26 protein-coding genes are annotated in these 24124 nt (G+C 66.0%); 11 read left to right on the top strand and 15 right to left on the bottom strand.

The features are described from left to right. Positions 1 to 16: 16 nt before the first annotated feature. On the bottom strand, positions 17 to 1006 hold the full coding sequence (locus YH64_RS20145) for a DUF4105 domain-containing protein (RefSeq protein WP_143215457.1): 990 nt from the start codon (positions 1004 to 1006) through the stop codon (positions 17 to 19). Positions 1007 to 1169: 163 nt separating this feature from the next. After that, a complete protein-coding gene (locus YH64_RS30245) occupies positions 1170 to 1337 on the bottom strand; it encodes a hypothetical protein (protein WP_162941244.1) in 168 nt (55 codons plus the stop codon). Positions 1338 to 1891: 554 nt separating this feature from the next. Here YH64_RS30245 and YH64_RS20140 point away from each other — a divergent pair. Together YH64_RS20140 and YH64_RS20135 are read left to right on the top strand one after the other, a co-directional pair. After that, positions 1892 to 2086 (top strand): hypothetical protein, encoded by a 195-nt coding sequence (locus YH64_RS20140; protein ID WP_046805965.1) that lies wholly within the window; start codon positions 1892 to 1894, stop codon positions 2084 to 2086. 126 nt (positions 2087 to 2212) lie between these two features. Continuing rightward, a complete protein-coding gene (locus YH64_RS20135; RefSeq protein ID WP_143215456.1) occupies positions 2213 to 2845 on the top strand; it encodes an FMN-binding negative transcriptional regulator in 633 nt (210 codons plus the stop codon). Here the strand turns inward: YH64_RS20135 and YH64_RS20130 are convergent. After that, positions 2805 to 4100 (bottom strand): MFS transporter, encoded by a 1296-nt coding sequence (locus tag YH64_RS20130; RefSeq protein ID WP_143215455.1) that lies wholly within the window; start codon positions 4098 to 4100, stop codon positions 2805 to 2807. The two genes, YH64_RS20135 and YH64_RS20130, sit on opposite strands and share 41 nt — an antisense overlap. Before the next feature lie 87 nt (positions 4101 to 4187). Between YH64_RS20130 and YH64_RS20125 the strand changes: the two genes are divergently transcribed. From YH64_RS20125 to YH64_RS20115, 3 genes are all read left to right on the top strand, one after another. Next, on the top strand, positions 4188 to 4925 hold the full coding sequence (locus tag YH64_RS20125; RefSeq protein ID WP_046805964.1) for a helix-turn-helix transcriptional regulator: 738 nt from the start codon (positions 4188 to 4190) through the stop codon (positions 4923 to 4925). 269 nt (positions 4926 to 5194) lie between these two features. Next, the gene (locus YH64_RS20120; RefSeq protein ID WP_046805963.1) at positions 5195 to 5851 is read left to right on the top strand and encodes a hypothetical protein; all 657 of its coding nucleotides are present in this window, start codon (positions 5195 to 5197) and stop codon (positions 5849 to 5851) included. 230 nt (positions 5852 to 6081) lie between these two features. After that, positions 6082 to 6354, top strand: a complete 273-nt coding sequence (locus tag YH64_RS20115; RefSeq protein WP_046805962.1) for a hypothetical protein — start codon at positions 6082 to 6084, stop codon at positions 6352 to 6354. On the opposite strand, the gene YH64_RS20110 is transcribed toward YH64_RS20115, so the two are convergent. From YH64_RS20110 to YH64_RS20100, 3 genes are all read right to left on the bottom strand, one after another. After that, the gene (locus YH64_RS20110; RefSeq protein WP_046805961.1) at positions 6351 to 7115 is read right to left on the bottom strand and encodes a hypothetical protein; all 765 of its coding nucleotides are present in this window, start codon (positions 7113 to 7115) and stop codon (positions 6351 to 6353) included. The genes YH64_RS20115 and YH64_RS20110 overlap by 4 nt on opposite strands. Continuing rightward, positions 7112 to 7648 (bottom strand): hypothetical protein, encoded by a 537-nt coding sequence (locus YH64_RS20105; RefSeq protein WP_046805960.1) that lies wholly within the window; start codon positions 7646 to 7648, stop codon positions 7112 to 7114. The genes YH64_RS20110 and YH64_RS20105 overlap by 4 nt, the downstream gene beginning before the upstream one ends. Positions 7649 to 7835: 187 nt before the next feature. Further along, positions 7836 to 8687 carry a neutral zinc metallopeptidase gene (locus YH64_RS20100; RefSeq protein ID WP_046805959.1) on the bottom strand — a complete coding sequence of 284 codons (852 nt, stop codon included), beginning with the start codon at positions 8685 to 8687 and terminating at the stop codon, positions 7836 to 7838. 86 nt (positions 8688 to 8773) lie between these two features. Here YH64_RS20100 and YH64_RS20095 point away from each other — a divergent pair, with 86 nt between their 5' ends. From YH64_RS20095 to bamC, 4 genes are all read left to right on the top strand, one after another. After that, on the top strand, positions 8774 to 9400 hold the full coding sequence (locus tag YH64_RS20095; protein ID WP_046805958.1) for an L-threonylcarbamoyladenylate synthase: 627 nt from the start codon (positions 8774 to 8776) through the stop codon (positions 9398 to 9400). 72 nt (positions 9401 to 9472) lie between these two features. Then, complete coding sequence (locus tag YH64_RS20090) at positions 9473 to 10120, top strand: site-2 protease family protein (protein ID WP_046805957.1); 648 nt, start codon at positions 9473 to 9475, stop codon at positions 10118 to 10120. An 87-nt stretch (positions 10121 to 10207) separates the two neighbouring features. Further along, positions 10208 to 11113, top strand: a complete 906-nt coding sequence (dapA, locus tag YH64_RS20085; RefSeq protein WP_046805956.1) for a 4-hydroxy-tetrahydrodipicolinate synthase — start codon at positions 10208 to 10210, stop codon at positions 11111 to 11113. A 17-nt stretch (positions 11114 to 11130) separates the two neighbouring features. Beyond that, positions 11131 to 12255 (top strand): outer membrane protein assembly factor BamC, encoded by a 1125-nt coding sequence (gene bamC / locus YH64_RS20080; protein ID WP_046805955.1) that lies wholly within the window; start codon positions 11131 to 11133, stop codon positions 12253 to 12255. 246 nt (positions 12256 to 12501) lie between these two features. On the opposite strand, the gene YH64_RS20075 is transcribed toward bamC, so the two are convergent. From YH64_RS20075 to mutS, 3 genes are all read right to left on the bottom strand, one after another. Further along, positions 12502 to 12723 carry an endopeptidase gene (locus YH64_RS20075; protein ID WP_082134552.1) on the bottom strand — a complete coding sequence of 74 codons (222 nt, stop codon included), beginning with the start codon at positions 12721 to 12723 and terminating at the stop codon, positions 12502 to 12504. Positions 12724 to 12940: 217 nt separating this feature from the next. Next, positions 12941 to 14134: a cupin domain-containing protein gene (locus YH64_RS20070; protein ID WP_046805953.1), complete on the bottom strand. Its 1194-nt coding sequence runs from the start codon at positions 14132 to 14134 to the stop codon at positions 12941 to 12943. Further along, the gene (gene mutS, locus YH64_RS20065; protein ID WP_082134551.1) at positions 14131 to 16785 is read right to left on the bottom strand and encodes a DNA mismatch repair protein MutS; all 2655 of its coding nucleotides are present in this window, start codon (positions 16783 to 16785) and stop codon (positions 14131 to 14133) included. The genes YH64_RS20070 and mutS overlap by 4 nt, the downstream gene beginning before the upstream one ends. A gap of 129 nt (positions 16786 to 16914) precedes the next feature. On the opposite strand from mutS, the gene YH64_RS20055 reads away from it, so the two are divergent. Together YH64_RS20055 and YH64_RS20050 are read left to right on the top strand one after the other, a co-directional pair. Then, a complete protein-coding gene (locus YH64_RS20055) occupies positions 16915 to 17886 on the top strand; it encodes an aldose 1-epimerase (RefSeq protein ID WP_370512767.1) in 972 nt (323 codons plus the stop codon). Between the two features lie 68 nt (positions 17887 to 17954). Further along, a complete protein-coding gene (locus tag YH64_RS20050; RefSeq protein WP_046805952.1) occupies positions 17955 to 18311 on the top strand; it encodes a hypothetical protein in 357 nt (118 codons plus the stop codon). 19 nt (positions 18312 to 18330) lie between these two features. Here YH64_RS20050 and YH64_RS20045 read toward each other — a convergent pair whose 3' ends face one another. From YH64_RS20045 to YH64_RS20015, 6 genes are all read right to left on the bottom strand, one after another. Further along, positions 18331 to 19092, bottom strand: a complete 762-nt coding sequence (locus YH64_RS20045) for a carboxymuconolactone decarboxylase family protein (RefSeq protein WP_046805951.1) — start codon at positions 19090 to 19092, stop codon at positions 18331 to 18333. Further along, entirely contained in the window at positions 19080 to 20498 is a 1419-nt protein-coding gene (locus tag YH64_RS20040) for an SDR family NAD(P)-dependent oxidoreductase (RefSeq protein ID WP_046805950.1), read from the bottom strand. The genes YH64_RS20045 and YH64_RS20040 overlap by 13 nt, the downstream gene beginning before the upstream one ends. After that, complete coding sequence (locus YH64_RS20030) at positions 20498 to 21256, bottom strand: SDR family NAD(P)-dependent oxidoreductase (protein ID WP_046805949.1); 759 nt, start codon at positions 21254 to 21256, stop codon at positions 20498 to 20500. Before YH64_RS20030 ends, YH64_RS20040 begins: the two co-directional genes overlap by 1 nt. 9 nt (positions 21257 to 21265) lie before the next feature. Beyond that, entirely contained in the window at positions 21266 to 22210 is a 945-nt protein-coding gene (locus tag YH64_RS20025) for an acyl-CoA dehydrogenase family protein (protein WP_046805948.1), read from the bottom strand. Further along, positions 22207 to 23412 (bottom strand): acyl-CoA dehydrogenase family protein, encoded by a 1206-nt coding sequence (locus YH64_RS20020; protein ID WP_046805947.1) that lies wholly within the window; start codon positions 23410 to 23412, stop codon positions 22207 to 22209. The genes YH64_RS20025 and YH64_RS20020 overlap by 4 nt, the downstream gene beginning before the upstream one ends. Further along, positions 23391 to 24124: acetate--CoA ligase family protein (locus YH64_RS20015; RefSeq protein WP_185975403.1), on the bottom strand; the 734-nt coding region annotated here is incomplete at its 5' end. The genes YH64_RS20020 and YH64_RS20015, both read right to left, overlap by 22 nt.

Raw genomic sequence — 24124 nt, 5'->3', positions numbered from 1 at the left:
TGCGCGTGTGCAAAAGCTACGAAGGATCGATGCTCGGCACGCCTTGCCGGATCGCTTGAGAGAACCCGGGGGCATCCCCGTGGGCGCGAGCCCGATCGGTGTAGCGACCCCGTTCGCGGTATTGCGCGGCGCTGTCCGCGCCTTGCAGCACGTTCAGGTCAAAGAAGTATTCAGGCAGATATCCCGATGCCAGCTGGCGATAGTCCAGCGGCAGTCCGGGTACGATGCGCCGCGCCATCTGGAACACGATGGTGGTGCAGTTGCCCGTCACGGTGTGATAGAAGCGGGGCGTGTCGCGCAGCCGGTTCGCGCTGTCCACATACGCCAGGAATAACGAACGCGCATTGTCCAGCGGCATGTGGATGCGGTACAGGTAGCTGTCTTCGCCCCGCACGTTGGTGCGCACGCGCAAGCTGTCTTCTTCGGTCGAGGCGATCAGGCTTAATTCGTATTGCTTGAAAAAGCCGCCGATCTCGGAAAATTGATCGCCTTCCTTGCGGCGGATTTCCACCGAGAAAACCACGTAGCGATCCTGCCCGAATCCGAACGACACCAAGGCGTGGGCGATGGCGGGGCGGCCCCAGTACGACAGCGCAACGTCCACCGACTCAAGCTCGTCAAGCGCGTAGCGGCGGGTTTCCCATCTGGGGGTGAAGTCGGTGCGGCTGCGCCAGTCGAAGTTGCGCACGTTTTGCAGCGTGACGACGTTGCCATCCACCTGCCCCAGGGTTTGCCGTGAGACTTCTGGCATCCACGGCCGGTCGTTCGACGCGCGCAGGCGTGCCCACCATAGCCCCAGCGCCAGCGTGGCCAGCGCAAAGCCATAGCCCGCGGGGCGCCACGTGGGCCAGGCCAACGCGGCCAGGGCCGCGAACGCCAACACCAGCCAGGCCAGCGTCAGCAAGCCCCTTGCCGCGCGGGGCAAGGGCGCGCGTATCCACAGCGCCAAGCCGCCCCAGACGGCGACCAGCGTGATGGTGATGCCAAGCAAAATGGAAGCGGTCATAGGATCTCTAGGCGGTCGAGGCCGCCAGAGTATGGCCGGGCTTGATTTAAGCCGTCAATTGCGCCGGGGAGGTCGGCGCGGGCCCGTCATGGCAACGGGCGGCGGCGGGGCCGATCCGGGACGGGCAACGCCGCAATAGCGGCGCGCGTCCTGGTCGGCAACATCATGAACGCGCCCGGCTTGCGGCCGGCGGTTCTTTTTTGGCGCGCGGTTTAGGCGCGGGTTTCTTGACTTCGGCAGGAGCATCGAACTCCTGTTTGTTGCGCTCACCGCGTGGGGTGTTTTCCGGATGAGGCTTGGGAAAGGCCCAGGGCTTCGTTTTCTGATCCATTGCATGTACTCCTTGCACAGGCGGAACAGTAGCATTAGCCGTGGCTGTGAGTAAGTGAGGGTTGACGTCAATATTCATCACATCGTGATTTTTAAGTAAAAATTTTGGGTTTGGACCGCGTTGGCGTCGGCGATGTTCCCCGTTTGCGACAAGTTGTCGGCAACGAGACCAGACGCCTCTGCATGCGGCGTGCCCAAGGCTGATCGCGCAATGCCGGCCAACGCATCCTGTTTGGAAACGCTACGCGTTCCGGTTCAAAGCGTCGTTCCGTTGAGCTGATGCAACGGGCGCGGCGCGTGCGAAGTTGAATTGGTCGTTGTCGGGCTCGTCGCCACGGGCTCGCATCGCGCAAGACGAAGATGCGTTTACGCGCCCCATCCGGGCTGCGGGATTTTACGCAACTTGCGCGGCGCCGCGATCTGATGGCTGGCCGCCACAGATTCGACGGGTTAACCCTGTCAGGGATTGGTGCTCATCCTTTTTTAATCGCGAAAGCGCGCGGCCCCCCGCGTGTGCGGCGCTACGATGGAAAGCGTGCACATAGGGAGACAACTATGGACACCGCCAAGGATTGGTACGCCGCTGTCCGGGAATGGCAACGCGCCCGCGACGAACTCACCGCGGCCATCGCCGCCATCAAGTGGCCCAGCCCCACGCCCGGGTGCCTGGAAAGCTACGACCGCGCTTACGCGCGCGAAACGCAGGCGCGGGAACGCATGAACCAAGCTTATGAGCGTGTCCGACGATAAGGCTGTCCGCGCGCATCCTGCCGGGGAAGCGCCGAAGTGGCTCTATAAAACAGTGAAGCGATGGACCTGTGCATGGGGCCACGATGGCGTTATGTTGTGTTTTTCCCTGACTACGCCTGGCCTACCATGTACCTGCCATCCGCTTTTCGCGAAGACGACCTTGCCGTCCAGCACGACTTTATCCGCGCCCACCCGTTGGGCGTCGTCATGACCCGCGGCGAGGGGGGCTTGATGGCCAACCACATCCCCTGTCTGCTCTATCCCGAAGGGGACCATGGCGTGCTGCGCCTGCACGTGGCCCGTGCCAACCCGCAGCTTGCGCATCTGGCGGCGGGGCAGGAATGCTTGATTGCGTTTCATGGCGCGCAGGCCTACATCACGCCGTCCTGGTACGCCACCAAGGCGCAGACGCACAAGGTGGTGCCCACGTGGAATTTCGTGGCGGTGCATGTGTGGGGCACGCCGGTTATCCAGGATGATCCCGCCTGGTTGCGCGCGCAGCTGGACGCGCTGACCGCCAGCCAGGAAAAGGCGCGCGCGCAGCCTTGGAGCGTGGACGAGGCGCCGGCGGATTTCATTGCGGCGCAGATGCGCGCCATCATCGGGATCGAGATCCCGATATCGCGCATCGAGGGCAAATGGAAGGTCAGCCAGAACCGGACACCGGCCGACCGCGAAGGCGTGGCGGAAGGGCTGGTGAACGAGGCCGGCGACACCGTCATGGCTGCGCTGGTGGCGCGCCGGGGGCCACCGGCCTGATCGTGGCGGGGGGCGCAACCCGCGCCGCCGCATGGCCGCTTCCGGCCGCAAAGCACGCGATGGCCGCCGCCTGCAACAGGGCCGCCGCCGCCAGGAAGCCGACCATGGCGTGTCCGCTTGCGTCGAGCACGGCGCGCAGCAAGCCGAACAGCGCGGGCGCGAAGGCATAGGCGCCTTGCGACAGCGCGACGATCAGCGGCACCACGCGCTGGCTGTCTTCGCGGGCGAATTCCGTTTGCGCGATCAGCGGCGGCAACGACGTGGCATTGCCGATGCCCGACCCGAACAGAATGACACCCAGCCACACCGCCCACATATGGTCGGCCGCCAGCATCAGCGTCAGCGATCCGCAGATTTGCACGGCATAGGCCGCGCAGGCCACCTTGCGTCGGTCGGTGCCGGCCGGCATCAGCGCGCCAACCAGCATGCGCCCGGCGATGGCGGCCACCGTGGCCAGCCCCATCGCCGCACCGGCCGTCTGCGCGCCCAGCAAGGGCGCCAGCAACGACAGCAGGTGCGCGATCAGCCCTATCTGGGCGAACAGGCCCAACGCCATGCCACCGGCAAGCGTCAGAAAAGCGCGGTCGTGCCACAGGCGCGATACGCGCGGTAACGCGGTAGACGCCGCCGGCGCGGGTGCGTCCGCGCTATCGCCGTCCGGCAGTTGGCCCAGCTGCTGTGGGGTTGCCGCGAACACTTTGCGCGACAAGCCCCCGATGACCGCGACCATGGCCACGCCCACCCACAACGCGGCTTGCGCAAAACCGGCTTGCGCGATCAAAAACACCCACAGCGGTGAAAACACAATGCCGCCCACGCTGGCGCCGTTATAGGCCATGCCCAGCGCGGACGGGCGGCGCCGCACGAACCACGGCGCGATCAGCGCATTGACCGCGGCCGCGCCCAGCGCCACCCAGCCCATGCCGCTAAGCACCGCCGCCCCATACAACTGCCATGGCGATGCGGCCACCGACCACCCGGTCACCCCCAAGCCCAGCAGCACCGCGCCGCCGAACGTGGCCCGCGCCACGCCGACGCGGCGGTACAGGCGCGGCAGGTTGGCAACCACGATCGTGCCGCTAAGAAAGTGCAGCGTGACCGCGCCGGACACCAGCGCCACGCTCCAGCCGGTGCGTTGCACCACGGCGTGCAGGAACACGGGCGGCCCGTAAAAGCCAACGCCCCACCCGAAGACGGCCAGCACAAAGGTGGCGGCAAGCACTTTCCAACCGAAGAACGAAGAAGACTTGGGCATGGCTTTTCTGATTTGTCAGGATGTCATGTTGCGATAGGGCGCAGTATGCTTACGCCTTGCACACAACACTTTGGTCCACAGCGAATCATGGAATCCAAGTTCGCCGACATCAATCTTTCCGCGGTGGCCGGTGCCATTGCCGACCCCGCCCGCGCCCGCATGCTGTGCCTGTTGCTGGATGGGCGCGCGCGTACCGCCACCGAACTGGCCGCCGCCGCGGATATCGGCGCATCCACCGCCAGCAGCCATTTCCAGCGCCTGCGTGAACAGGGCCTGGTCGACATGGCCGTGCAGGGCAAGCATCGCTACTATCGGCTGGCCAATGGGGAAGTGGGGCACGCGCTTGAGGCCCTGCTGGTGGTGGCCGGCGCCGACCGCGTGCCTTTCAAGCCCAACACGCCGACCGCGCTGCGTGACGCGCGCACCTGCTACGACCACATGGCGGGCACGCTTGCCGTGCGCGTCCATGACGCCATGGTGGCCCGCCAATGGCTGGCCCAGGACGGCCGCGATTACATGCTGACGCCGCTGGGCGAAGCGTCGATGGCGCAGATTGGCGTTGACGTTGCCCAGGCACGCCAGCGCCGCCGGCGTTTCGCCTGCGCTTGCCTGGACTGGAGCGAGCGTCGATCCCACCTGGGCGGCGCGCTGGGCGCGGCGCTGCTGGACGCCCTGATGCAGCGCGGCTGGATCACCAAGGATCTGGACTCGCGCGCGCTGTCTGTCACGCGCAAGGGCGCGCGGCAATTTCCGGCGTTCTTCGGCATGCCCAACGCGTATGCGGACGACGGCCTGATGCAGGGGGACGCGCATGCGGCGGCTTGATCGGAAGGCAATGGCGCGGTCAGCGGCGATGTCTTTGACATCTTCATTCCCGCGCCGTCCATCGCTTGCATCGCGCACGTCCCGCTCGATTCGCACCGCTCGAAGGCGGTGCTTTGAACACAGCCATTCCCGCCGCGAATGCGGCTTTTTTTTCGTCGGCCGGGGACGGGGCTCGGTGTGTGAAGCACCCCGTCTTCAAGCCGTGTTGAACATTATTCCCCCGACCTTTTTTTCCCATTAGTCTTATCACCGTTTTTCAGGAGGTGGCCTTGCCTACCCTGGCGCTGCGCGCAATCTGCTTTCCCGCCCGCTTGATCTCAGAGCTACGCATCGACGTCAATCACGCTCCCCAGGAAGTCCAGAACGAACTGGACGCCATTCATCAACGGATGCAGCGGCCGTCGGACCGCCTGTACGCGTTGCCGGAGGTGCATACCGACATCCCCGGCCTGGTGCTGCGTTATCGCGAAGCGGATGGCGAGTACTACGTGTACGTGGTGGATACGCGGCGCGACCGCGTGGCCGGCTATACCGTCTTCAACCGGCTGATCGAAGTGGGCAAGCGGGCCGACCCCTACGTGCGCGCGCCGCATTCAAAGTACGCGCCGGCGTATCAGGGAATGGGTCTGGCCACCGCCGTGTACCGCTGGGCGCTGGATGCCGGCCTGTGCATCATCAGCGGCGCCCGCCAGTCGGTGGGGGCGCATCGCCTGTGGATGGGGCTGGCGCGGGACTACGAACTGGGGTTTGTAGACCTGCGCAAAAAGCAGCTTAGCTATCTGGGCAAGGCCGTTTCGCAGCGCGTGCAGGAAGACTTGCACACCCGCATGATCCTGCTGGGACGCGGCTGGGCGCTGCCGGAATACATGCGGCTGACGGGCATGATTTCGGCCAAAGAGGCGATTTCGCAACACGACCTAGGGTAATCCCCGTAATGGCTTTGCCGGGGGGCGGGACGCAAAAGCGCCGCCCTTTCAAAACCCGCGCCCCGCTTGCCGTTGCGCCGATCCCGTCAATTCTTCGACCGCCGCCGCAGAAACGGGGACGCAATTATTGCCCTGCAACAATGTTTCTATTGGCTGCCGAGGTTACAAAACATATCCGGACTGTCATCAATGCCGGGGTATGCTGATTCGCAGAACGAGGGCATCCGAAAGTGCATCAGAACAATTTGATCTACAAGGGATACCGGCTCACGGCCAAGGTGTCCCGGGGCGAGGACGCTGACATTTCAGCGTTGCAAAGCGGCCCCGTATTCATCGCATCGGTCATGGTGGTTCAGGCCGGCGCCGTGCTTGAAGGTGGCGACGAATACCCGGTTCCGCGCTTTGCGGACGGCGGATTCGTCTATAGCCCCCGCGAAGCCGTGCACGCGGCCATTACGCATGGCCGCGAAATCGTCGACGGCCTGACGAACATGCCGTCCTAGCCGGAAAAGACTTCCCGCCAATCGCGCGTCTTGGCCAGCGTCTGCACCGTTGCGGACTGCTCCAGGATGGTCACGGCCTTCTTGAATTCCTCGGCCGTGGCGCCGTCTTCCAGGATGACCATGCGCGAATTGCGCGCGTCAGCCATCTTTACGTCCGACATCTTTCCGTGGGTTTGATAGACCTGCGTCCAGTCCATTTTCTTGCCGGCCTTCAGTGCAATCGGCTCGATATAGGTCAGCGCCGTGCTGCCAGCGGCGCGCACGGCGAAAGCGAAGTCGGCGGTGTGGCCGCTGCTGCCCTTGGCGCGCGCGCCCTTGACCATGCGATTCACGCCCACGCCCTCGGCCAGCGCGCGGCCCACCTGGGCACGAAAGCGCAACTGGCTGAAGCGGGGCATCCACTTGGCGCATTGGAACGACAGCGCCATCGCCAGCTTCACCGCGTCCCACAACGCTTCCTGCAATTGCTCGTTCGGGCCGGTCGCCACAATGGCGCCGTCGCGGTCGAAATGCGCCAGGCTGACGCCGGGCGTTTCATTCAGCATGTCGATGCGCTTGGGGCCGATTTCGATGCCGTAGCTGGACGCGTGCATCGAGGTCTCACAGGCGTCGGTCAGGTAGAACGTGGCGTCGTCCGGGTGCGCGATGAAGAAGGCGGCGTGCTGGCCATCCAGCCCCAACGTCATGGGGGCGACGGCGCGTATGGCGTGTTCACCGGCCGGCAGGACGGTCCAGCCGGAGGCTTCCAGAAAATTGCTCATAGGATCAGTTCGATTTGGCGGCCTTTAAGGGGATGCGCAAAACCGCCGACTAGCGTGAGGTTCGCCCGCGGCAGGAAATACTGCATCAGCGCGCCGATGGTGTGCAGGGCAGGCACGATGGGCTCGGCATAGCCTTCGCCTTCGTCCACCCAGATATGTTCATGGCTGCGGTCCGCAAGCGGCTTGCGAAAATGCGGGCGGCCTTCGCCCACCAGGCTGGTATGGAATGAGTCATCGGTATCGACGCCGAACACGCGATGCGGGCCGACGAACAGGCTGGCGCAAAACGCTTCAGTGAGGAAGATCGTGGCTTGGCCGTGCACGACCGTACGCGCGCCCCGATAGGTCACGCGAAAGATCACGTCATCGCGCGCGTCGCCCTTGACCTTGCATGGGCTTGCGAATTCCATCCACTGGATGTTGTTGGCCGCGGGCTTGGGGATCCAGGAGATCGGTTTTACGGTTTCCTTGGGTTCGGCAAGAATCTCTTGCACCTCATCAACGGTAATTAACGGTTCGAACTTGTTGGCCATAAAACGAATCTAGGGTCTTTGAATTGCGCTACCAATGCGCTCTGCCGCTTGCGTCGCGGCGCAGGCAATGCGTGCGTGCAAACAGGGCGAGGGGGCGTAATCTTACAAGATGGAGTCAGTGCAAACCCGCAAGCTGTATGGATATACAGCTTGCGTGCCGGGCGCGATGCCCGGTTTCAGCGCCTGGCTACAGCGCGCTGGCCCCGAAGGTGTCGCACTGCTTGATGCTGCCGCTTTCCAGGCCGCGCTTGAACCAGCGCACACGCTGGGCCGACGAGCCATGGGTGAAGGAGTCGGGCACGGCATAGCCTTGCGCCTGCTTTTGCAAGCGGTCGTCGCCGATGGCGGTGGCCGCGCCCAGCGCCTCTTCGACGTCGCCGCCTTCCAGGATGTTGCGCGCCGCGTTGGCCCGCTGCGCCCAGAGGCCGGCAAAGCAGTCGGCCTGCAACTCCATGCGCACCGACAAGGCGTTGGCCTGCGAGGGGTTGCGCCGGCGCAGCTGGTCGACCTGATCCGAAATGCCCAGCAGGTGCTGCACGTGGTGGCCGACTTCGTGCGCGATCACATAGGCTTGCGCGAAATCGCCTGGGGCCTTGAAGCGGTTTTGCAGTTCATCGAAGAACGCCAGGTCGATATACACCTTGCTGTCGCCGGGGCAGTAGAAGGGGCCCATCGCCGATTGGCCCGTGCCGCACGCCGTGGGCGTTGCGCCGCGAAACAGCACCAGCTTGGGCGCGACGTATTGGCGGTTCAAATCCTTTTGGAAGACGGCGGCCCAGGTGTCTTCGGTTTCGCCAAGCACCTTGGCCACGAAGCGCGCTTGCGGGTCGTTGACGGGAGGCTTGGTCGCGGGGGCTTCTTGCGTGGTGGCCGGGCCTTCGGCCATTTGCAGGACGACGCTGGGGTCGACGCCAAAATACATGGCCACCAAGGCAAGTACTATCGTACCGATGCCGATGGTTCCACGACCGCCGATACGGGGACCGCTGGCACGTCGGTCTTCCACATTGTCGCTTTCGCGCGAGTCATCGAGGCGCATACTGTTTCTCCGGGCGGGTCGGCGTTCCCGCCATTTTGCATCGCCGCGCTTTACTGGGCGGCATTCAAGAGTGTTAGGATAAACCCATGGCTCTGTATTTATCTATTCATCCTGCGAATCCTCAACCTCGCCTGCTCAAGCAGGCAGCCCAATGGCTGAACGATGGGGGCCTTGTGGCCGTACCCACCGATTCCAGCTACGCCGTTGTCGCACGGCTGGACGACAAGGACGCCGCGGACGGCTTGCGCCGGCTACGCGGTCTGGACGAAAGACATCACCTGACTTTGCTGTGCCGCGACCTGGCTGAAATCGGCCATTTCGCGCGCGTCGACAACAAGCAATATCGCTTGCTGAAGGCCGCCACGCCGGGTCCGTGGACCTTCATTCTGGAAGCCACCAAGGAAGTGCCGCGACGCGTCTCGCATCCGTCGCGCAAGACGATCGGCATACGCGTGCCCGATCACGCCGTGATGCTTGGCCTGCTCGAGCAAGTCGGCGCGCCGCTGTTGTCCACCACGTTGATCCCCAAGGACGAAACCGAGGCCCTGAACGACGCCGAGGCCATCCGCGAACGCTATGATCATCAGCTGGCCGCCATCATCGACGCCGGCGCGTGCGCGCAGTCCCCCACCACCGTCATTGACCTCACCAGCGACGATCCCGTCGTGGTGCGCGTGGGCCGCGGCGACCCGGCCACGCTTGGCCTTGCCTGATTCCCCTTTTACTGTTTTGCCCTTGCGTGCCGGCCCCCGCCGGCACGCGGCTCATCTACAATCCGGTTCGCCATGAACGACATCATCCAAACCATTGCGGTCTACGCGATACCGGTCATTTTCGCCATCACGCTGCACGAGGCCGCGCACGGCTACGTGGCTCGCATGTTCGGCGACCCCACGGCCTATGAAGCCGGCCGTGTCAGCCTGAATCCCGCCCGGCACATCGATCCGATCGGCACGCTGCTGGTGCCGATGGCAATTCTTCTGGCGTCCAAACTGCTGGGCAGCCCCGGCATGTTGTTCGGCTGGGCCAAGCCCGTGCCGGTCGATTTCGGGCGCCTGCGCCGCCCCAAGCGCGACATGCTTTGGGTGGCGCTGGCCGGTCCCGCCGCCAACCTTTTCATGGCGATTTTGTGGGCCTTTTCGCTGCGGCTGATGCTGGAATCCGGCATGCAGGAATCGTTCTGGTTCCAGATGGGCGTGGCGGGCGTGAACATCAACCTGGTGCTGATGGCGCTGAACCTGCTGCCCATCCTGCCGCTGGATGGGGGACGTATCCTGTTCAGCCTGCTGCCGAACCGTCTGGCCTGGCAATACTCAAAAATAGAGCCGTATGGGCTGGTCATCGTGATCGTCCTGCTGGTCACGGATGTGCTGTGGCTTTTGATGCGCCCGGTGTATGAACTTGGAACGACTATCGTCCAGTGGTTTCTGTAGGATTTCATCCAATATCCGTTAAACTCAGCGGTTTCTTTGATTCTGGCCCTGGGGCATCCTGCCGCGGGGCGTTGGAGCCCTACATTTATGGCATCCCCTGCATCCGCCGCAGGCGTTAATTTCCAGGGCAGCTTGGTGGCCCTGGTCACTCCCATGCAGCCCGACGGCAGCCTGGACTACGCTGCCTACCGGTCATTGATCGACTGGCACGTCCAGGAAGGAACCGACGCACTCGTGGTGGTGGGCACCACCGGGGAGTCGCCCACGGTTTCCATGGAAGAACACGCGGAGCTGATTCGCGTAGCGGTGGAACATGCCGCGGGCCGCATCCCGGTCATCGCCGGCGTGGGCGCCAACTCCACCGACGAAGCCATCCACCTGACGAACCACGCCAAGGCCGTGGGCGCGCAGGCCGGCCTGTCGGTCGTTCCTTACTACAACAAGCCCTCGCAAGAGGGCTTGTACCGTCACTTCCGCGCGATCGCGGAAGCCGTCGACCTGCCGACCATCCTGTACAACGTGCCCGGCCGCACCGTGGCCGACATGACCAATGAAACGGTCCTGCGCCTGGCGCAGGTGCCCGGCATCATTGGCATCAAGGACGCCACCGGCGACATCGCGCGCGGCGGCCTGCTGCTGCGTGAAGCGCCGGACACGTTCCAGGTTTTCAGCGGCGACGACCCCACTGCCGCCGCCCTGATCCTGCTGGGCGCGCGCGGCAATATCTCCGTGACCGCCAACGTGGCGCCCAAGCTCATGCGCGACCTGTGTGCCGCCGCATTGGCGGGCGACGTGCCCAAGGTGCGTGAACTTAATGCCTATCTGGCGCGTCTGAACAAGGCTTTGTTTGTTGAAGCCAATCCCATCCCCGTCAAGTGGGCGCTGGCCGAAATGGGCCGCAGCGCACTGGGCTACCGGCTTCCGCTGGTTGAACTGGGTACGCAGAACCACGAAGTCGTGCGTCGCGCGCTCCAGGAAACGGGTCTGCTCTAAATATCGTGAGGATACGTATGAACAAACGTCATGCCGGTTTGTCGGCATTGATGTCTCTGGTGTTATTGGCCGGCTGCAGCGAGGTCAATCAATTCCTGGGCAATGAAGAATCCGTCAACTACAAGAGCGCCGTCACCCAGCGTGGAGAGCCTCTGAGCATCCCGCCGGATCTGACTCAGGCCAACAGCGACCCGCGTTATCGGGCGCCCGCTTCGGGCTCGACGACGTACTCGCAGTTTCAGCAGCAGGGCCAGGCGCAAGCCACCGCGCCCAAGACCAGCAACGTGCTGCCCGGCCGCCAGGACATGCGTGTCGAACGCGACGGCGACCTGCGCTGGCTCGTTGTTGACCGCGCGCCGGAAGACGTCTTTCCGCGTCTGGTCGACTTCTGGACCGAAAACGGCTTCACCGTGGCCAGCAACAACCCGTCGGCCGGCCTGATCGAAACCGACTGGGCGGAAAACCGCGCCAAGATTCCGGAAAGCTGGTTGCGCCAGGCATTGGGCGCCGTGCTGGAATCGGCCTGGGATAGCGGCGAACGTGAAAAATTCCGTACCCGCGTCGAACGCGTGAACGGCCACACCGAGGTCTACGTCAGCCATCGCCAGATGCTTGAAAAGCGCGTCGGTTCCGACGGCGGCCAGGTGCAGTGGCAGAACGGCAAGGAAGATCCGGGCCTGAACGCCGCCATGCTGGCGCGCATGATGGTCTACCTGGGTTCCGACGTGGACAACGCCCGCAAGCTGGTGCAGCAGGCCGAAGCCTCGCCGCAAAAGCCGGCCGTGCAGGAAGACGTCCGTTCCCAAGGCGCCTCGCTGCTGGTGGCTGAATCGTTCGACCGCGCCTGGCGCCGTGTTGGCGTGGCCCTGGACGGCGGCGGCTTTGCCGTTGACGACCGCGACCGCTCCACGGGCGACTACTTCGTGCGCTACGTCGATACCGACACCGGCGAAAAGAACGAGCAGCCGGGCTTCTTCAGCCGCATGTTCTCGGGCGACAAGAAGGCCGGAGCGCCTCAGTTCCGCATCCACCTGGCCGCCACGGGCGACCAGACCACGGTGACGGTGCTGGACGCCAACGGTGCGCGCGACAGCAGCGCTACCGCCCAGCGCCTGCTGAGCGTGCTGAAGGACAAGATGTAATCAGGCGATCTCGGCCGGTGCCATGCGCGCCGGCCGGCAATGCCCAAGGCCCCCGGATGGGGGCCTTTTCTTTGCCGCACCGCCCTGGCTGGGGGCGGACGGATCAGCCGATGCCATTGATCGGCAGGGCATCGCCGCTGCGCACGGCTCTTCCCGCCACGCATCGCGCCCTGACGCAAAAAAGCCCCGGCAATTTTTTGCCGGGGCTTTTTTGCGTCTTCAGAGCGGGGGTTCGTCTCTGTTTTATTAAGACGCCGGGGTGGTCGAGCCGCCCGGGGTATTCGAACCGCCGCCAGGCGTGGTGCCAGGCGAAGTCGGGGCCGGCGACGTGGCCGGAGGCGTGGTCGAGGGGGCGGGCGTGCTGGCGCCAGGGGTGGTCGCGGGCGCCGCCGGGGCATCTTCCTTCTTGTTGCAAGCGCTGAGCGCAACGGCCAGCACCGAAGCAATAATCAAGGTTTTGCTCATCATTTTTGGACTCCTGTAGATGACGACTCTTGAAACCCCCTTAGGGGAAACCAGAAGTCAGGCTACAGGAAGCTGACGGCGCAGCGCGTGTGAAAGTTAAATAGGTCGCATCCCAACGGCAACAAACCTTTCAGCTTCGTGTTATCTCTTTCCTTATGTGTCCCCACGCATGGATCTGATTGCGTTCTGTCCGAATCCGATACGTGGGCGTGTCCGGATACTACGCCGCCACGTAATGAATCCACCCGGAGTCCAGCCAATCGGCCAGGCACGAACGGGCCTCTTCCGACAGCTTTGCGCAGGCGGAGTCGGCGCAGTCCAGGCTACGAGCGTCGGCCAGCGTACGCAGCGCGGCATCGGCGGGCGTCATGGCGGTTTCGCCGTTGATGAAAAGCTGCTTGCCGCGATACAGCATGCGGCTGCGGCGGTCCAGCACCAGGCGACCGGAGGCGGGCCAGTCTTCTTCCAGATCCACCTGCACGTCTTCGGGCGCGTCGAAGACGCTTTGGTTGTGCGGTTCGGTCAGCCAGCAACCCAGAAAGCGCGAGGCCAGCGCATCGTCAAAACGCAGTTTTTCCACGGTTTCCAGCGTGGCCGCCACCAGCGCATCCGGCAGCGCAGCCGGGGTGTCGACGGCGGGTTGGCCCGGGTCGCGGTAGACGGCGGACAGCTTCGGACCGGGCAGGGCGGGTTCACCATACGGGCCGCCCAGCAAGCCCACGCGCGCCATGACCTGGTCGGCGGCGGCTTCAAGCAGCCCGCGCGCCAGGATGGCCTGCGTAGGCGCGCGAAAGCCGATCGAGATCGTCATGCAGCCATCGCCCATGGCAACGCCGTCATGCGCGGCCTGGGGCGGCAGGTACAGCATGTCGCCCGGCGCCAGCACGGCCTTTTCCTCGGGCTGGAAGTTGCTGAGGATCTTCAGCGGCAGGCCGGGTTCCAGCGACAGGTCTTTTTGCCGGCCATAGCGCCATTCGCGTTCGCCCGCCGCTTGCAGCAGGAAGACGTCGTAGCTGTCGAAATGCGGGCCCACGCCGCCGCCATGGCTGGCGATGCTGATCATCACGTCGTCCAGGCGGGCGTCCGGAATGAAGCGGAACAAGCCCATCAGTTCGGATGCGGCGTCGCTGAGCAGGTCCACGCTTTGCACCAGCAGCGTCCAGTCGCCCTCATTGTCTTTGGGCAGGCGCGCAAAGGGGCCGTTCTCCATTTGCCATTCGCCGTTTTCGCGCCAGATCAGGCGCGATTCCACATCGTCGCGTCGCGCCAGCTTCTTGATGGCGGCGATGGTCAGCGGCGGTTGAAAGCCCGGGATGGCCTGACGAATCAGCAGCGGCTTGCGCTGCCAGTAGCGGCGCATGAAGTCGTTCGGGCTTTGGTCGCCTAGCAGCGGCAGGGGTCGGTCAAGGTTCATTGAAGGTGCTTCTTCAGGCGGTAGAGGGCGTCCAGCGCTTCGCGCGGGGTGAGGCTGTCGGGGTCGATCGTGGCAAGTTCTTCGCGCAGTGCGTCCAGCGCCTCGATGGCGTCGTCGCGATCAGCCTGGGCGTAGGCGTGCGCGTCGGCGTCCGCCGCCGCTGAAAACAGGCCCAGTTGCGGCGTCGGTGCGCCTTGCGCCTCCAGCCGTTCGAGCTCGCGCGTGGCTTGGCGGATGACCGCGGCCGGCACCCCCGCGCGTTGCGCCACCTGGATACCGTAGCTGCGGCTGGCCGGGCCTTCGCGCACTTCGTGCAGGAACACGATGCCGGCGGCGGATTCGGCGGCGGCCAGGTGTACGTTGGCCGATGCCGGTTGTTCGGCCGGCAGGCGCGTCAGTTCAAAGTAGTGGGTGGCGAACAGGGTCAGTGCGCGGTTGTGCGCCAGCAGGCGGCAGGCAATGGCCCACGCCAACGCCAGGCCGTCATAGGTGGACGTGCCGCGACCGATCTCGTCCATCAGCACCAGGCTGTTGGGCGTGCTGGCCGACAGGATGGCGGCGGCCTCGGTCATTTCCATCATGAAGGTCGAGCGCCCGCCCGCCAGGTCGTCGGCCGCGCCGATGCGGGTGAAGATGCGATCGATCTTGCCGATGCGCGCGCGCGCGGCCGGCACGAAACTGCCGATGCGGGCCAACAGCACAATCAGCGCCACCTGTCGCATGTACGTCGACTTACCGCCCATGTTCGGGCCGGTGATCAGCAACATGCGACGCGCCGGGTCCAGCCGGCAACCGTTGGGCGTGAAGCGTTCAATGGCGTGTTCCACCACGGGGTGGCGGCCCGCGTCGATGTCGATGTCGGCGTTCTCGGACAGCTCGGGCGCGATCCAGTCGTGGCGGCGCGCGTGCTCGGCCAGGGCGGACAAGGAATCCAGCTCGGCCAGCGCGGCGGCGCAGTCCGACAACGGCCGCACGTGTTCGGCCAGCACGTCCAGCAATTGCTCGAACAGCCACTTTTCGCGCGCCAGCGAACGGTCTTGCGCGGACAGCACCCTGTCTTCCCACGTTTTAAGTTCGGGCGTGATGTAGCGTTCGGCGTTTTTCAGCGTCTGGCGGCGGCGGTAGTCTTCGGGCACCTTGGCGGTCTGGCCCTTGGTCACTTCAATATAGAAGCCGTGCACGCGGTTGAATTCCACGCGCAGGTTGCTGATGCCGGTGCGTTCGCGTTCGCGCGCTTCCAGTTGCAGCAGGAAATCGCCGCCATCGGCGGCCAGGCCGCGCAGCTCGTCAAGTTCGGCATCGAACCCGGCGGCCAGCACGCCGCCGTCGCGAATGGCGACGGCCGGTTCCGGCGCAATGGCGCGCACCAGCAAAGCGGCCAGCGCGGGGTCCACGGACAGGTGCGAGATCAGTTCGCCCAGGCGCGGCGACGCTGCCATGGGTTCGACCAGGTCGCGCAGCGCGGGCAGCGATTGCAGCGCATCGCGCAGGCTGGCCAGTTCTCGGGGGCGTACCGAGCGCAGCGCCAGGCGCGCCGCGATGCGTTCGATGTCGGGAAACGCATTCAGCGCGGCGCGCAGCGATTCCAGCACACTGGCGGACCCGAAGGTCTGCTCAACATCCATGCGGCCCGCCAGCAGCGCCGAAATGGCCTGCTGGCGCGCCAGCGCCTGATCGTTTTCACGCAAGGGGTGATGCAGCCAGCGGCGCAGCAGCCGGCTGCCCATCGGCGTGCGGCAGCCGTCCAGCAGCGAGAACAGCGTAGGGGCGTCTTCGCCCGACAGCGTTTGGGTCAGTTCCAGGTTGCGGCGGGTCACCGGGTCCAGCAGCACGTACTGGCCCGGCCGTTCGGCGGACAGGCTTTGCACGTGGGCCAGCGCCTGCGATTGCGTGCGCGCCGCATAGCGCAGCAGGGCGCCGGCGGCGCAGATGCCCGCGGGCATGTCTTCGATGTCGAAGCCCGCCAGGGTGTCGGTCTTGAAGTGCGCCAGCAGATGCGCGCGCGCGCCATCGTTTTCGAAATGCCAGTCCGGCACGCGCGAGCGCGCGCCGTCGAAAGGAAAGTCGAACGCGGCGCTGTCGGCGCAGACGATCTCGGCCGGCGCTATGCGGTGCAGTTCGGATTCCAGCTGCGCGGGCGCGCATTCGGTGACGCGGAATTCGCCGCTGGCCAGGTTCAACCACGCCAGGCCGGCGCGCGGCGCGCGGGCGTTGCCCGATACGAACACGGCCGCCAGCGCGCGGTCGGCCTTGGCGGGCAGCAACGCGTCATCGGTGAGTGTGCCGGGCGTGACGATGCGCACGATGCGGCGTTCGACGGGGCCCTTGGAGGCGGCCGGGTCGCCGATCTGTTCGCAGATGGCAATGGATTCGCCCATGGCCACCAGCCGCGCCAGGTATTGCTCCATGGCGTGTACGGGCAGGCCCGCCATGGGAATCGGCGTGCCGTTGGACGAGCCCCGCTTGGTCAGCGTGAGGTTGAGCAGGCGCGCGCCGCGCTCGGCGTCTTCGTAGAACATTTCATAGAAGTCGCCCATGCGGTAGAAGAGCAGCAAGGGGCCGGCCTCCGCTTTCAGGCGGAGGTATTGCTGCATCATGGGGGTGTGGCCCGCGTGGGCCTCGGCGGCGGTGAGTTGTGTTGCGGAATTCATGCCCGTGATTGTATCGGGGCGAGCGGGCGCGTGCGGGGGCAAGCAGGATGGATTTGCCGCGCCCGGCCGCCGACGGCACAATCGCACGATGCGGTCTTGTGTTGGCCGTTGGAGCACCAGATGCCGGACTTGCCCTTTCCCGACCCCGCCTTTCCCGACCCCGCCTTACCCGATCCCGCTTTGCCCGATCCCGCTTTTCCCGACCCGCCATTTCCTGACCCCATTAACGCGGCCGAACGCGTGACGATCTCCAGCGGGGCGCATCAGGCCGAGTTCGCGCCGGGTGGCGGCGGGCGGCTGACCCGCTTGTCCACGGGCTCGCACGACTGGATCGTGCCGCTGACCGCCACCGAGTGGGCGGCCGGCAAATGGCCCCGCGCGGGCTCCTACCCGCTGGTGCCGTATTCCAATCGCATCCGCAACGGCGTGTTCACGTTCAATGGCGCGCGCCACGCGCTGCAATCCGTGCCCGGCCGGCCGCAAGCCATCCACGGCGCGGGCCTGTTTCAGCCCTGGCAGGTGCGCAATCACACAGCCGACAGCATCGACCTGGTGCTGGCCCAGCCGGCGGGCGTGCTGGGCTGGCCCTGGCCGTTCGAATGCGTTCAGCGCTACCGGCTGGACGCGCGCGGCTTGCGCCTGTCGCTCAGCGTCATCAACCAGGGCGATTCCGCCATGCCTTGCGGCCTGGGCATCCACCCGTACTTCACCGCCGAACGCGTGACACTGAACGCGCGGCGCGTGTGGCCCGCCGATGCCGACGGGTTGCCCACGGGCAGCCGGGTCAAGCATGTGCGCGAGTTGCGCTGGTCGGCCGAAGGTTGCGATACCTATCTGTCGCAATGGGAGGGGCGCGCCACGCTGCACTGGGCGGACGGGCACGAACTGGCGTTGCACGCGGACCCGGCCTTTGCCCATGTCGTGGTCTACACCGCGCCGGGATCGCAATTTCTGTGCGTGGAACCCGTCACCAATGTGGCCGACGCGTTCAACCTGGCGGCGGCCGGTGAAACCCGCACGGGGATGCAGGTGCTGGAACCGGGGGCGCGCTTTGCGGCCACGGCGCTGATGGCGCTGACGCCGCCTCGCGGCCAACGCTGAACGCCGCGCTTGGAAACGCCGGCTTCCTCCGGCGATAATCCGCCAACCCCAATCCAGGAGTCTCCTACGTGAAAAAGCTCAGCACCGAACAATTGCAGGCGGCGGCCGAAACGCTGCGCCGGGTGCAGGCCAAGCTGGCCCGTTCTGGCAGCCTGCCGCTGGAGCCCACGCTGTATGCCAGCGCAAAGGGCTTTCGCCGTAACGTGCCGGACTATCTGTGGAACTGGTTGTCGGGGCTGCTGGCGCCGCACAAGAGCCTGGCGTCGTGGATGGACACCCATCAACCCGGTTGGCGCGACGGCAAGACGCCCGCCGCCGTGGTGTATGCCCGCACCGAGAAGGGCTGGTTCGATTGGCTGATTGCCGAACTGGAAACGGAAATCAACGATCCGCATGCCCGCGCCAAGCGGGAAGGGCAGGCCTGAGCCAGGCAGCAGGATCCGGTCAAGCCCTTGCGTCGGCCTTGCCGGGCCCGTTCCTGTTATCGGCGACCACCTTCGTGTACACCGTGGCGCCCAATGACGCGCCATGCACCGCAAGGTGCGCGCCCAGTTGAATGACTTGCAGTATCTCCGCGCGCGTCACGCCTTGCGTCAGCGCATGCGGAATCAACGCCTGCAATGCGCTGCGGTTGCCCTCCGTGAACGCGGCGTGCAGCGCAATGCGCACCAACAAGCGTTCGGCATGGCTAAGGCCGCCTGCCGGCGCGCCGCCTTCCACAAAATCCAGCAGCACGGCCACATAACCCGGGTCCTGCGCCGCCAGTCGCAACAGGCTGGCCGCCTGATCGGGCCATAGCGCCTGGATGCGGGCGGCAAGCTGATCATCCGGCGGCAGGGCCGCCGACGGGGCGGCCTCGTCCAGCACGTCCGCCGCTTGCAGCACGGCGACCAGGCCTTGCAACGTCACCAGGTGCAGCACGTCGAAGACGTCCGCCTCGCTGGCGCCCGCCGCAAGGGCGAGCTTCAGGTGCGTCGTCAAACCCGCTTCGTACAGGTGCGTGGGGGACGTGTCCAGCGCCACGTAGATCAGCTCGACCATGCGCGGCGTCAATGGCCCGGTGCGCGCCGGATAGCCCGCGTACTCGGCATAGGTCGACAAGAACGCGGGGTTGGCATGCAACAGCGCCTCGGTCCACGGCCGCCAGTAGCCGCGCGCGGCGATGAATCGGGCTTTGATCGCGGCGGGATCGTTCAGCGCGTGCATAGCGTTTGCCCTGTCAGGTATTGAGCTTCGGCGCCCGCGACGAAACGAAGCAGGGGGTTCAGCGCGGCGTCCGGGTTGGCGGCGTCCACTTCGACGGCATTGATGCGGCGCGCGCGCGGCCCCCATTCACAGGCCAGCGTGGCGATCAGCATCCGCGCGGCCGCGTCGTCGCCCGCGTGTTCCCAGGCCGTAGGAGAGTTCGTATGGGAGTCCACATGGGAGTTCGTTTCGGAGTCCATTTGGAAATCCGGCTGGAAATGCGCGTGGGAGTCCGCCTGGGAGTCCATTTGGAAATCCGCCTGCACGGCGCGCGGCAGCAGCAGCGTCAGGCTGCCCGGCCCACTGCCGCCGCCATGGCGCTGCGCGGCCGCCAAGGTGGCCGCCAGCCGCCCGCCAAGCGGGCTGTGCAGCACAGACGTGTCGATGATGGCGGCGTAGCCGTCGCGCGTATCCGTGCTGCCCAGCCCGGGCCAGCCGCCGTGCACGGTTAACGACAAAGGCGTGTCGCAGGGCACGGCGGGGATGGCGTTGGGGGCATAGGCTTGGCTGCCGCCAAAGACAGACGACCCGCCGTCTACGGACAGGCGGCTGCCGCTTAAGCTCGCGGCGTCCCGGCTGGCCAGAAACGCCAGCGCGCAGGCCAGTTCTTTGGGCTTGGCCAGGCGCCCCAGCGGAATCTTCGCCACTGCGCGCACCGGGTCCAGGCGGCCGCTTGCGATCAGCCCGTCAACCAATTCCGTTTGCACGAAGCCGGGACACAAGACGCTGACGCCCAGGTCGGGCCGCGCGCGCGCCAGCGCGTGCGTCTGCGCGATCAAGCCGGCTTTGCTTGGGCTGTACGCGCCGCGCAGCGGAATGGCATGCAGCCCCGCGCCCGACGCCACGTTGACGATACGGGCGTGCGGCGCCAAGCGCCCCTGTAGCGCGCGCAGCAGCCGGGGCGGCGCATGCAGGTTCAGGTCCAGCAAGCGCTGCCAGTCGCGGTCATGTTGTTCGACGATGGGCAGGTTGCTGGCGTCCGTCATCCCCGCGTTATTGATGATGGCGTTCAGCGTCGGCATGCCGTCGGCCAGCGCCAGGATCTGTTCGGGGTCCGTCAGGTCGACGACGCGGGCAAGATGTTCGACGTGGGCGGTGGCGGGCGCCTGGGACTGCGGCGCGGACCGGTCCGTGGCTCCGGTGCGCGAGGGCCTTGCGATTGGGGCGGCGACGCAGTCGGCATCGGCATCGGCATCGGCATCGGCGTCCACATTCGCCTTCTTCGCCGCGTGCAACTGCGCCAGCAATTCCTCCAGCGCCTTTGCATTGCGGTCCACCAACACGCAGCGGTGGCCTAGTCGGGCCAGATGCCAGGCCGTGGCGCGGCCGATGCCGCTGGCCGCGCCGGTCAACAGAACCGTATCCATCAAAGCGTAGTGAACGTGATGCCGCCGTCCACCACCAGCGCCTGCGCCGTGATGAAGCGCGCTTCGTCGCTGGCCAGGAACGCGATGCCGCCGGCCACGTCTTCCACCGTGCCCAGCCGCCCCAGCGGCGTGCTGGCGATGCGGCGCGCGTCGCGTTCGGCGTTGCGGTTGCGCTGCGTGCCTTCCGTCGGCACCGCCGATGGGCAGACCGCATTGACGCGGATGCCGCGCCCGCCCAGCTCGGCCGCCGCCGCCCGGGTAATGCCCAGCACGCCCGCCTTGATGCCCGAATACACCATCGACGCGGGCGCGGATTTCAGGGCGGCGGTGGACGCCACGTTGACGATGGCGCCGCCGCGTTCCGGGTCCATCGCCTCGGCGGCGGCCTGGATGCCCCAGATCACCGCCTTGAAGCCGATGTCCAGCATGCGGTCCATCGTGTCGGCCTGGATCTCGGCCGCGCTTTGGTAGCGCACCCAGGCCGCGTTGTTGACCAGGATGTCAAAGCGCGAACCGTATTCGGCCGCCTGCCGCACGGCCTGTGCGATGCCTTCGCGCGATGCCACGTTCTGCACCACCGCAAACGCCTTGCCGCCATGGGCGGTAATGTCGGCGACGGCCGCGTCCACCTGTTCCTGTTTCAAGTCGTTGATGCCCACGATGGCGCCGCGCGCCGCCAGCGCGCGGGCGGTGGCGCGGCCGATGCCGGCGCCTGCGCCGGTGACGAGCGCCACGCGCCCAGCCAGATCTTGTTGCATGGTTTCTTCCTACACCGATTCAATGAAATCGCGGCCCACGGCGCGTGACACGCCGCTGAATGCCGCGTCCAGCTTGCGCACCGCGCGCAGCGCGGGGTGCAAGGGCAGCTCCCAGGTAAAGCCCATGCCGCCGTGCAGGTGGATGGATTTTTCAATGACGAAAGCGGCGTTGGCGACGGCGCTCGCCAACGCGGGCCGGGTGTCGCGCGGCGCACCGAATTCATCGGTGTTCATCGCGCGGCGGATCGCGGCGCTGGACACGTCTTGCAGCAAGCGCATGCGTGCCAGCAGATGGCGCACGGCCTGCTTGGCCGATAGCGGACGGCCGAATTGCACGCGGGTCGCAAGGTAGCCCGCAGCGGCTTGCAATGCCCCCTCGGCCGCGCCGTTGGCGAACTCGGCCAGCAGCAGTTGCGCGGACGCTTCCAGCGTGCGCCAGGCCTGCGCGTCAAGCCGCGCCAGCACGGGTGCGCCGGCCAGCGTCAGCCAGATCTGGGGGTGGTCGGGGTCCAGTGCCGCTTGGGGTTCTTGCGCGGCATCGCGCACGTCCAGCAGCGCCGCGCCGTCGCCATCGGCCACCAGCACCCAGTCGGCCGGGCCATGATCCGCGCGCGCGCTACCTTGTTGCACGCTGCCTTGCCACGCGATGCCCGCCAGCCGCTCGCCGGCCACCAGCACGGCGGCGTGCGGGGTGCCCGCCAGCGCCTTGGACAGCACCATCTGTTCGGCCAGCGGCAAGGGCAGTTGCAGCCGGCCCGCCGCGTGCGCAATCGGCAAGGCAAAGGCCAGGTCCAGGCCCAGCCCGCCGTCGGCCTCGTCCGCCATCACGCCGCACAGCCCGGCCTGCGCCAGCACGGCGGCCATCTCATGCGCGTCCGCGCGCGACAGCGCATCGGTGATGGCGGCGTCGGCGGCTTGCGCGAACTCTTCGGGACGCAGTTCTTCGCTACTCATGTCAAATCCTTGGGCAGGTTCATGACGCGCTGCGCGATCACATCCAGCTGCACTTCAGTGGTGCCCGCGTAGATCGTTTCAGCGCGCGCAAACAGGTACGCGTTGGTAAAGGCCTTGTGCGCGCGCCGCGCCAGCGGGCTGGAATGCGGCCCCACCTGCGACAGCAGCGATAGCGCCAGCCCGGCAAAAGCCTGATGGCATTCGGACCAATACAGCTTCGTCAGCGATCCGCGCGCGCCGAGGGATTCGCCGCGCAACATGCGTTCCACGGTCAGTTCGACCAGCCCCTTCAAGCCATCGACCTGCGCCACCACTTCGCCCACGCGTTGTCGCACATAGCCGTCGTCCAACGATGGCGCAAGACGCGCGTCGGATTTGCACGCCGCGATCAACTGCCGCAGTTCGCATTCAAAGCGCCACGGCCGGTACATGCGGTTGGTGGCGCGTTCGATGGACAGCACGCGGATGGCGGCGTTCCAGCCTTCATCCGGCGCGCCCAGACGCGCGCTATCGGGCACCACCACATCGTCGAAGAACACCTCGGCAAACGACTCCTTGCCGTCGATCGACTTGATCGGCACCACGCGGATGCCCGGGGTGTCCATCGGCACGGCAAACATCAGCAGCCCACGGTGCTTGTCCGCCACGGTGCCGGTGCGCGTCAGCAGCAGGCAGTAGTGCGCCTTGGCCGCGCCGCTGGTCCAGATCTTCTGACCGTTGATGCGCCAATGCCCGCCTTCCGCGACCGCCTTGGTGCGCAAGCGCGCCAGGTCCGACCCGGCGTCCGGTTCGGAAAAACCCTGGCACCAGAATTGCCGCATCGTCAGGATTTCCGGCAGGAAGAACTGCTTCTGCGCATCGTCGCCGACGGCCATGATGATGGGGCCGGCCAGTTCCTTGCCGATGGAGCTGACGCTTTCCGGCATCGGCAGCGCGCCGATTTCCTTGTTCACCGCCAGATGTTCGCGCAGCGTCAGGCCGTGGCCGCCATAGATCTTGGGCCAGGTCATGCCCGCCAGGCCGGCCTGATGCATGGCCGCTTCCCAGGCGCTACTTTCGGCCAGCGTGGGGGCGCGCCAGTCCGGGCTGTCCGCCCGCATGAAGTCCGGCAAATTCGCGCGCAGCCAATTGCGCGCGTGTTGCCGGTAGACCTCGACGCCCGAGGCGGGGTCGGGAACGATTACCTGTTGTTCGAATTGCATGCTTGTCCTTGCTCTGCGGGCTCGGCTGCGGGCTCGGCTGCGGGTGTAGAGGCACGCGTGGCGCGCGGAATCATCAACGCGTCCAGCACCACCACGCCCTGGCCCTCGGGCCGTACCAGAATGGGGTTCATGTCGATATCGGCGACGTCGTCGCGATGGCGGTAGGCAAATTCCGACAAGCGCGCCACGCTGCGTGCTGCGGCTTCCACGTCGGCCTTGGGCCGCCCACGCGCGCCGTCCAGGATCGGGAACATCTTTAATGACCGGATCATCGCCAGCGCTTCGTCTTCGGTGACGGGCGCGGTCTGTACCGCCACGTCGTTCAGCACTTCGGCATAGATGCCGCCCATGCCCACCATGACAATCGGCCCGAAGACCGGGTCTTGCGACACGCCCGCGATCATTTCCGTGCCACCGCGCAGCATCGGCGCCACCAGCACGCCGTCGATGCGGGCTCCAGGCGCGTGGCGCGCCACATTGGCAAGAATGCGGGCATGAGCCTCGCGCACGGCCTGGGCGTCGGCCACATCCAACGCCACACCGCCCGCCTCGGTCTTGTGCGCCACATCCTCTGACGCGATTTTCAGCACGACGGGGTAGCCGATGCTGTCGGCGGCGTGCACGGCAGCGTCGGCATCGGTGGCGATCACTTCGCGCGGCACATCGATGCCGGCTTGGCCCAACGCCTGCTTGGCGTGGAATTCATTCTTGA

The sequence above is a fragment of the Achromobacter sp. LC458 genome (genome assembly GCF_001005835.2).
GTDB classification, from domain to species: Bacteria; Pseudomonadota; Gammaproteobacteria; order Burkholderiales; family Burkholderiaceae_B; genus Achromobacter; species Achromobacter spanius_B.
Note: the sequence above shows the minus strand (reverse complement) of the source record. Positions and strands in the feature narration are given on the sequence as shown.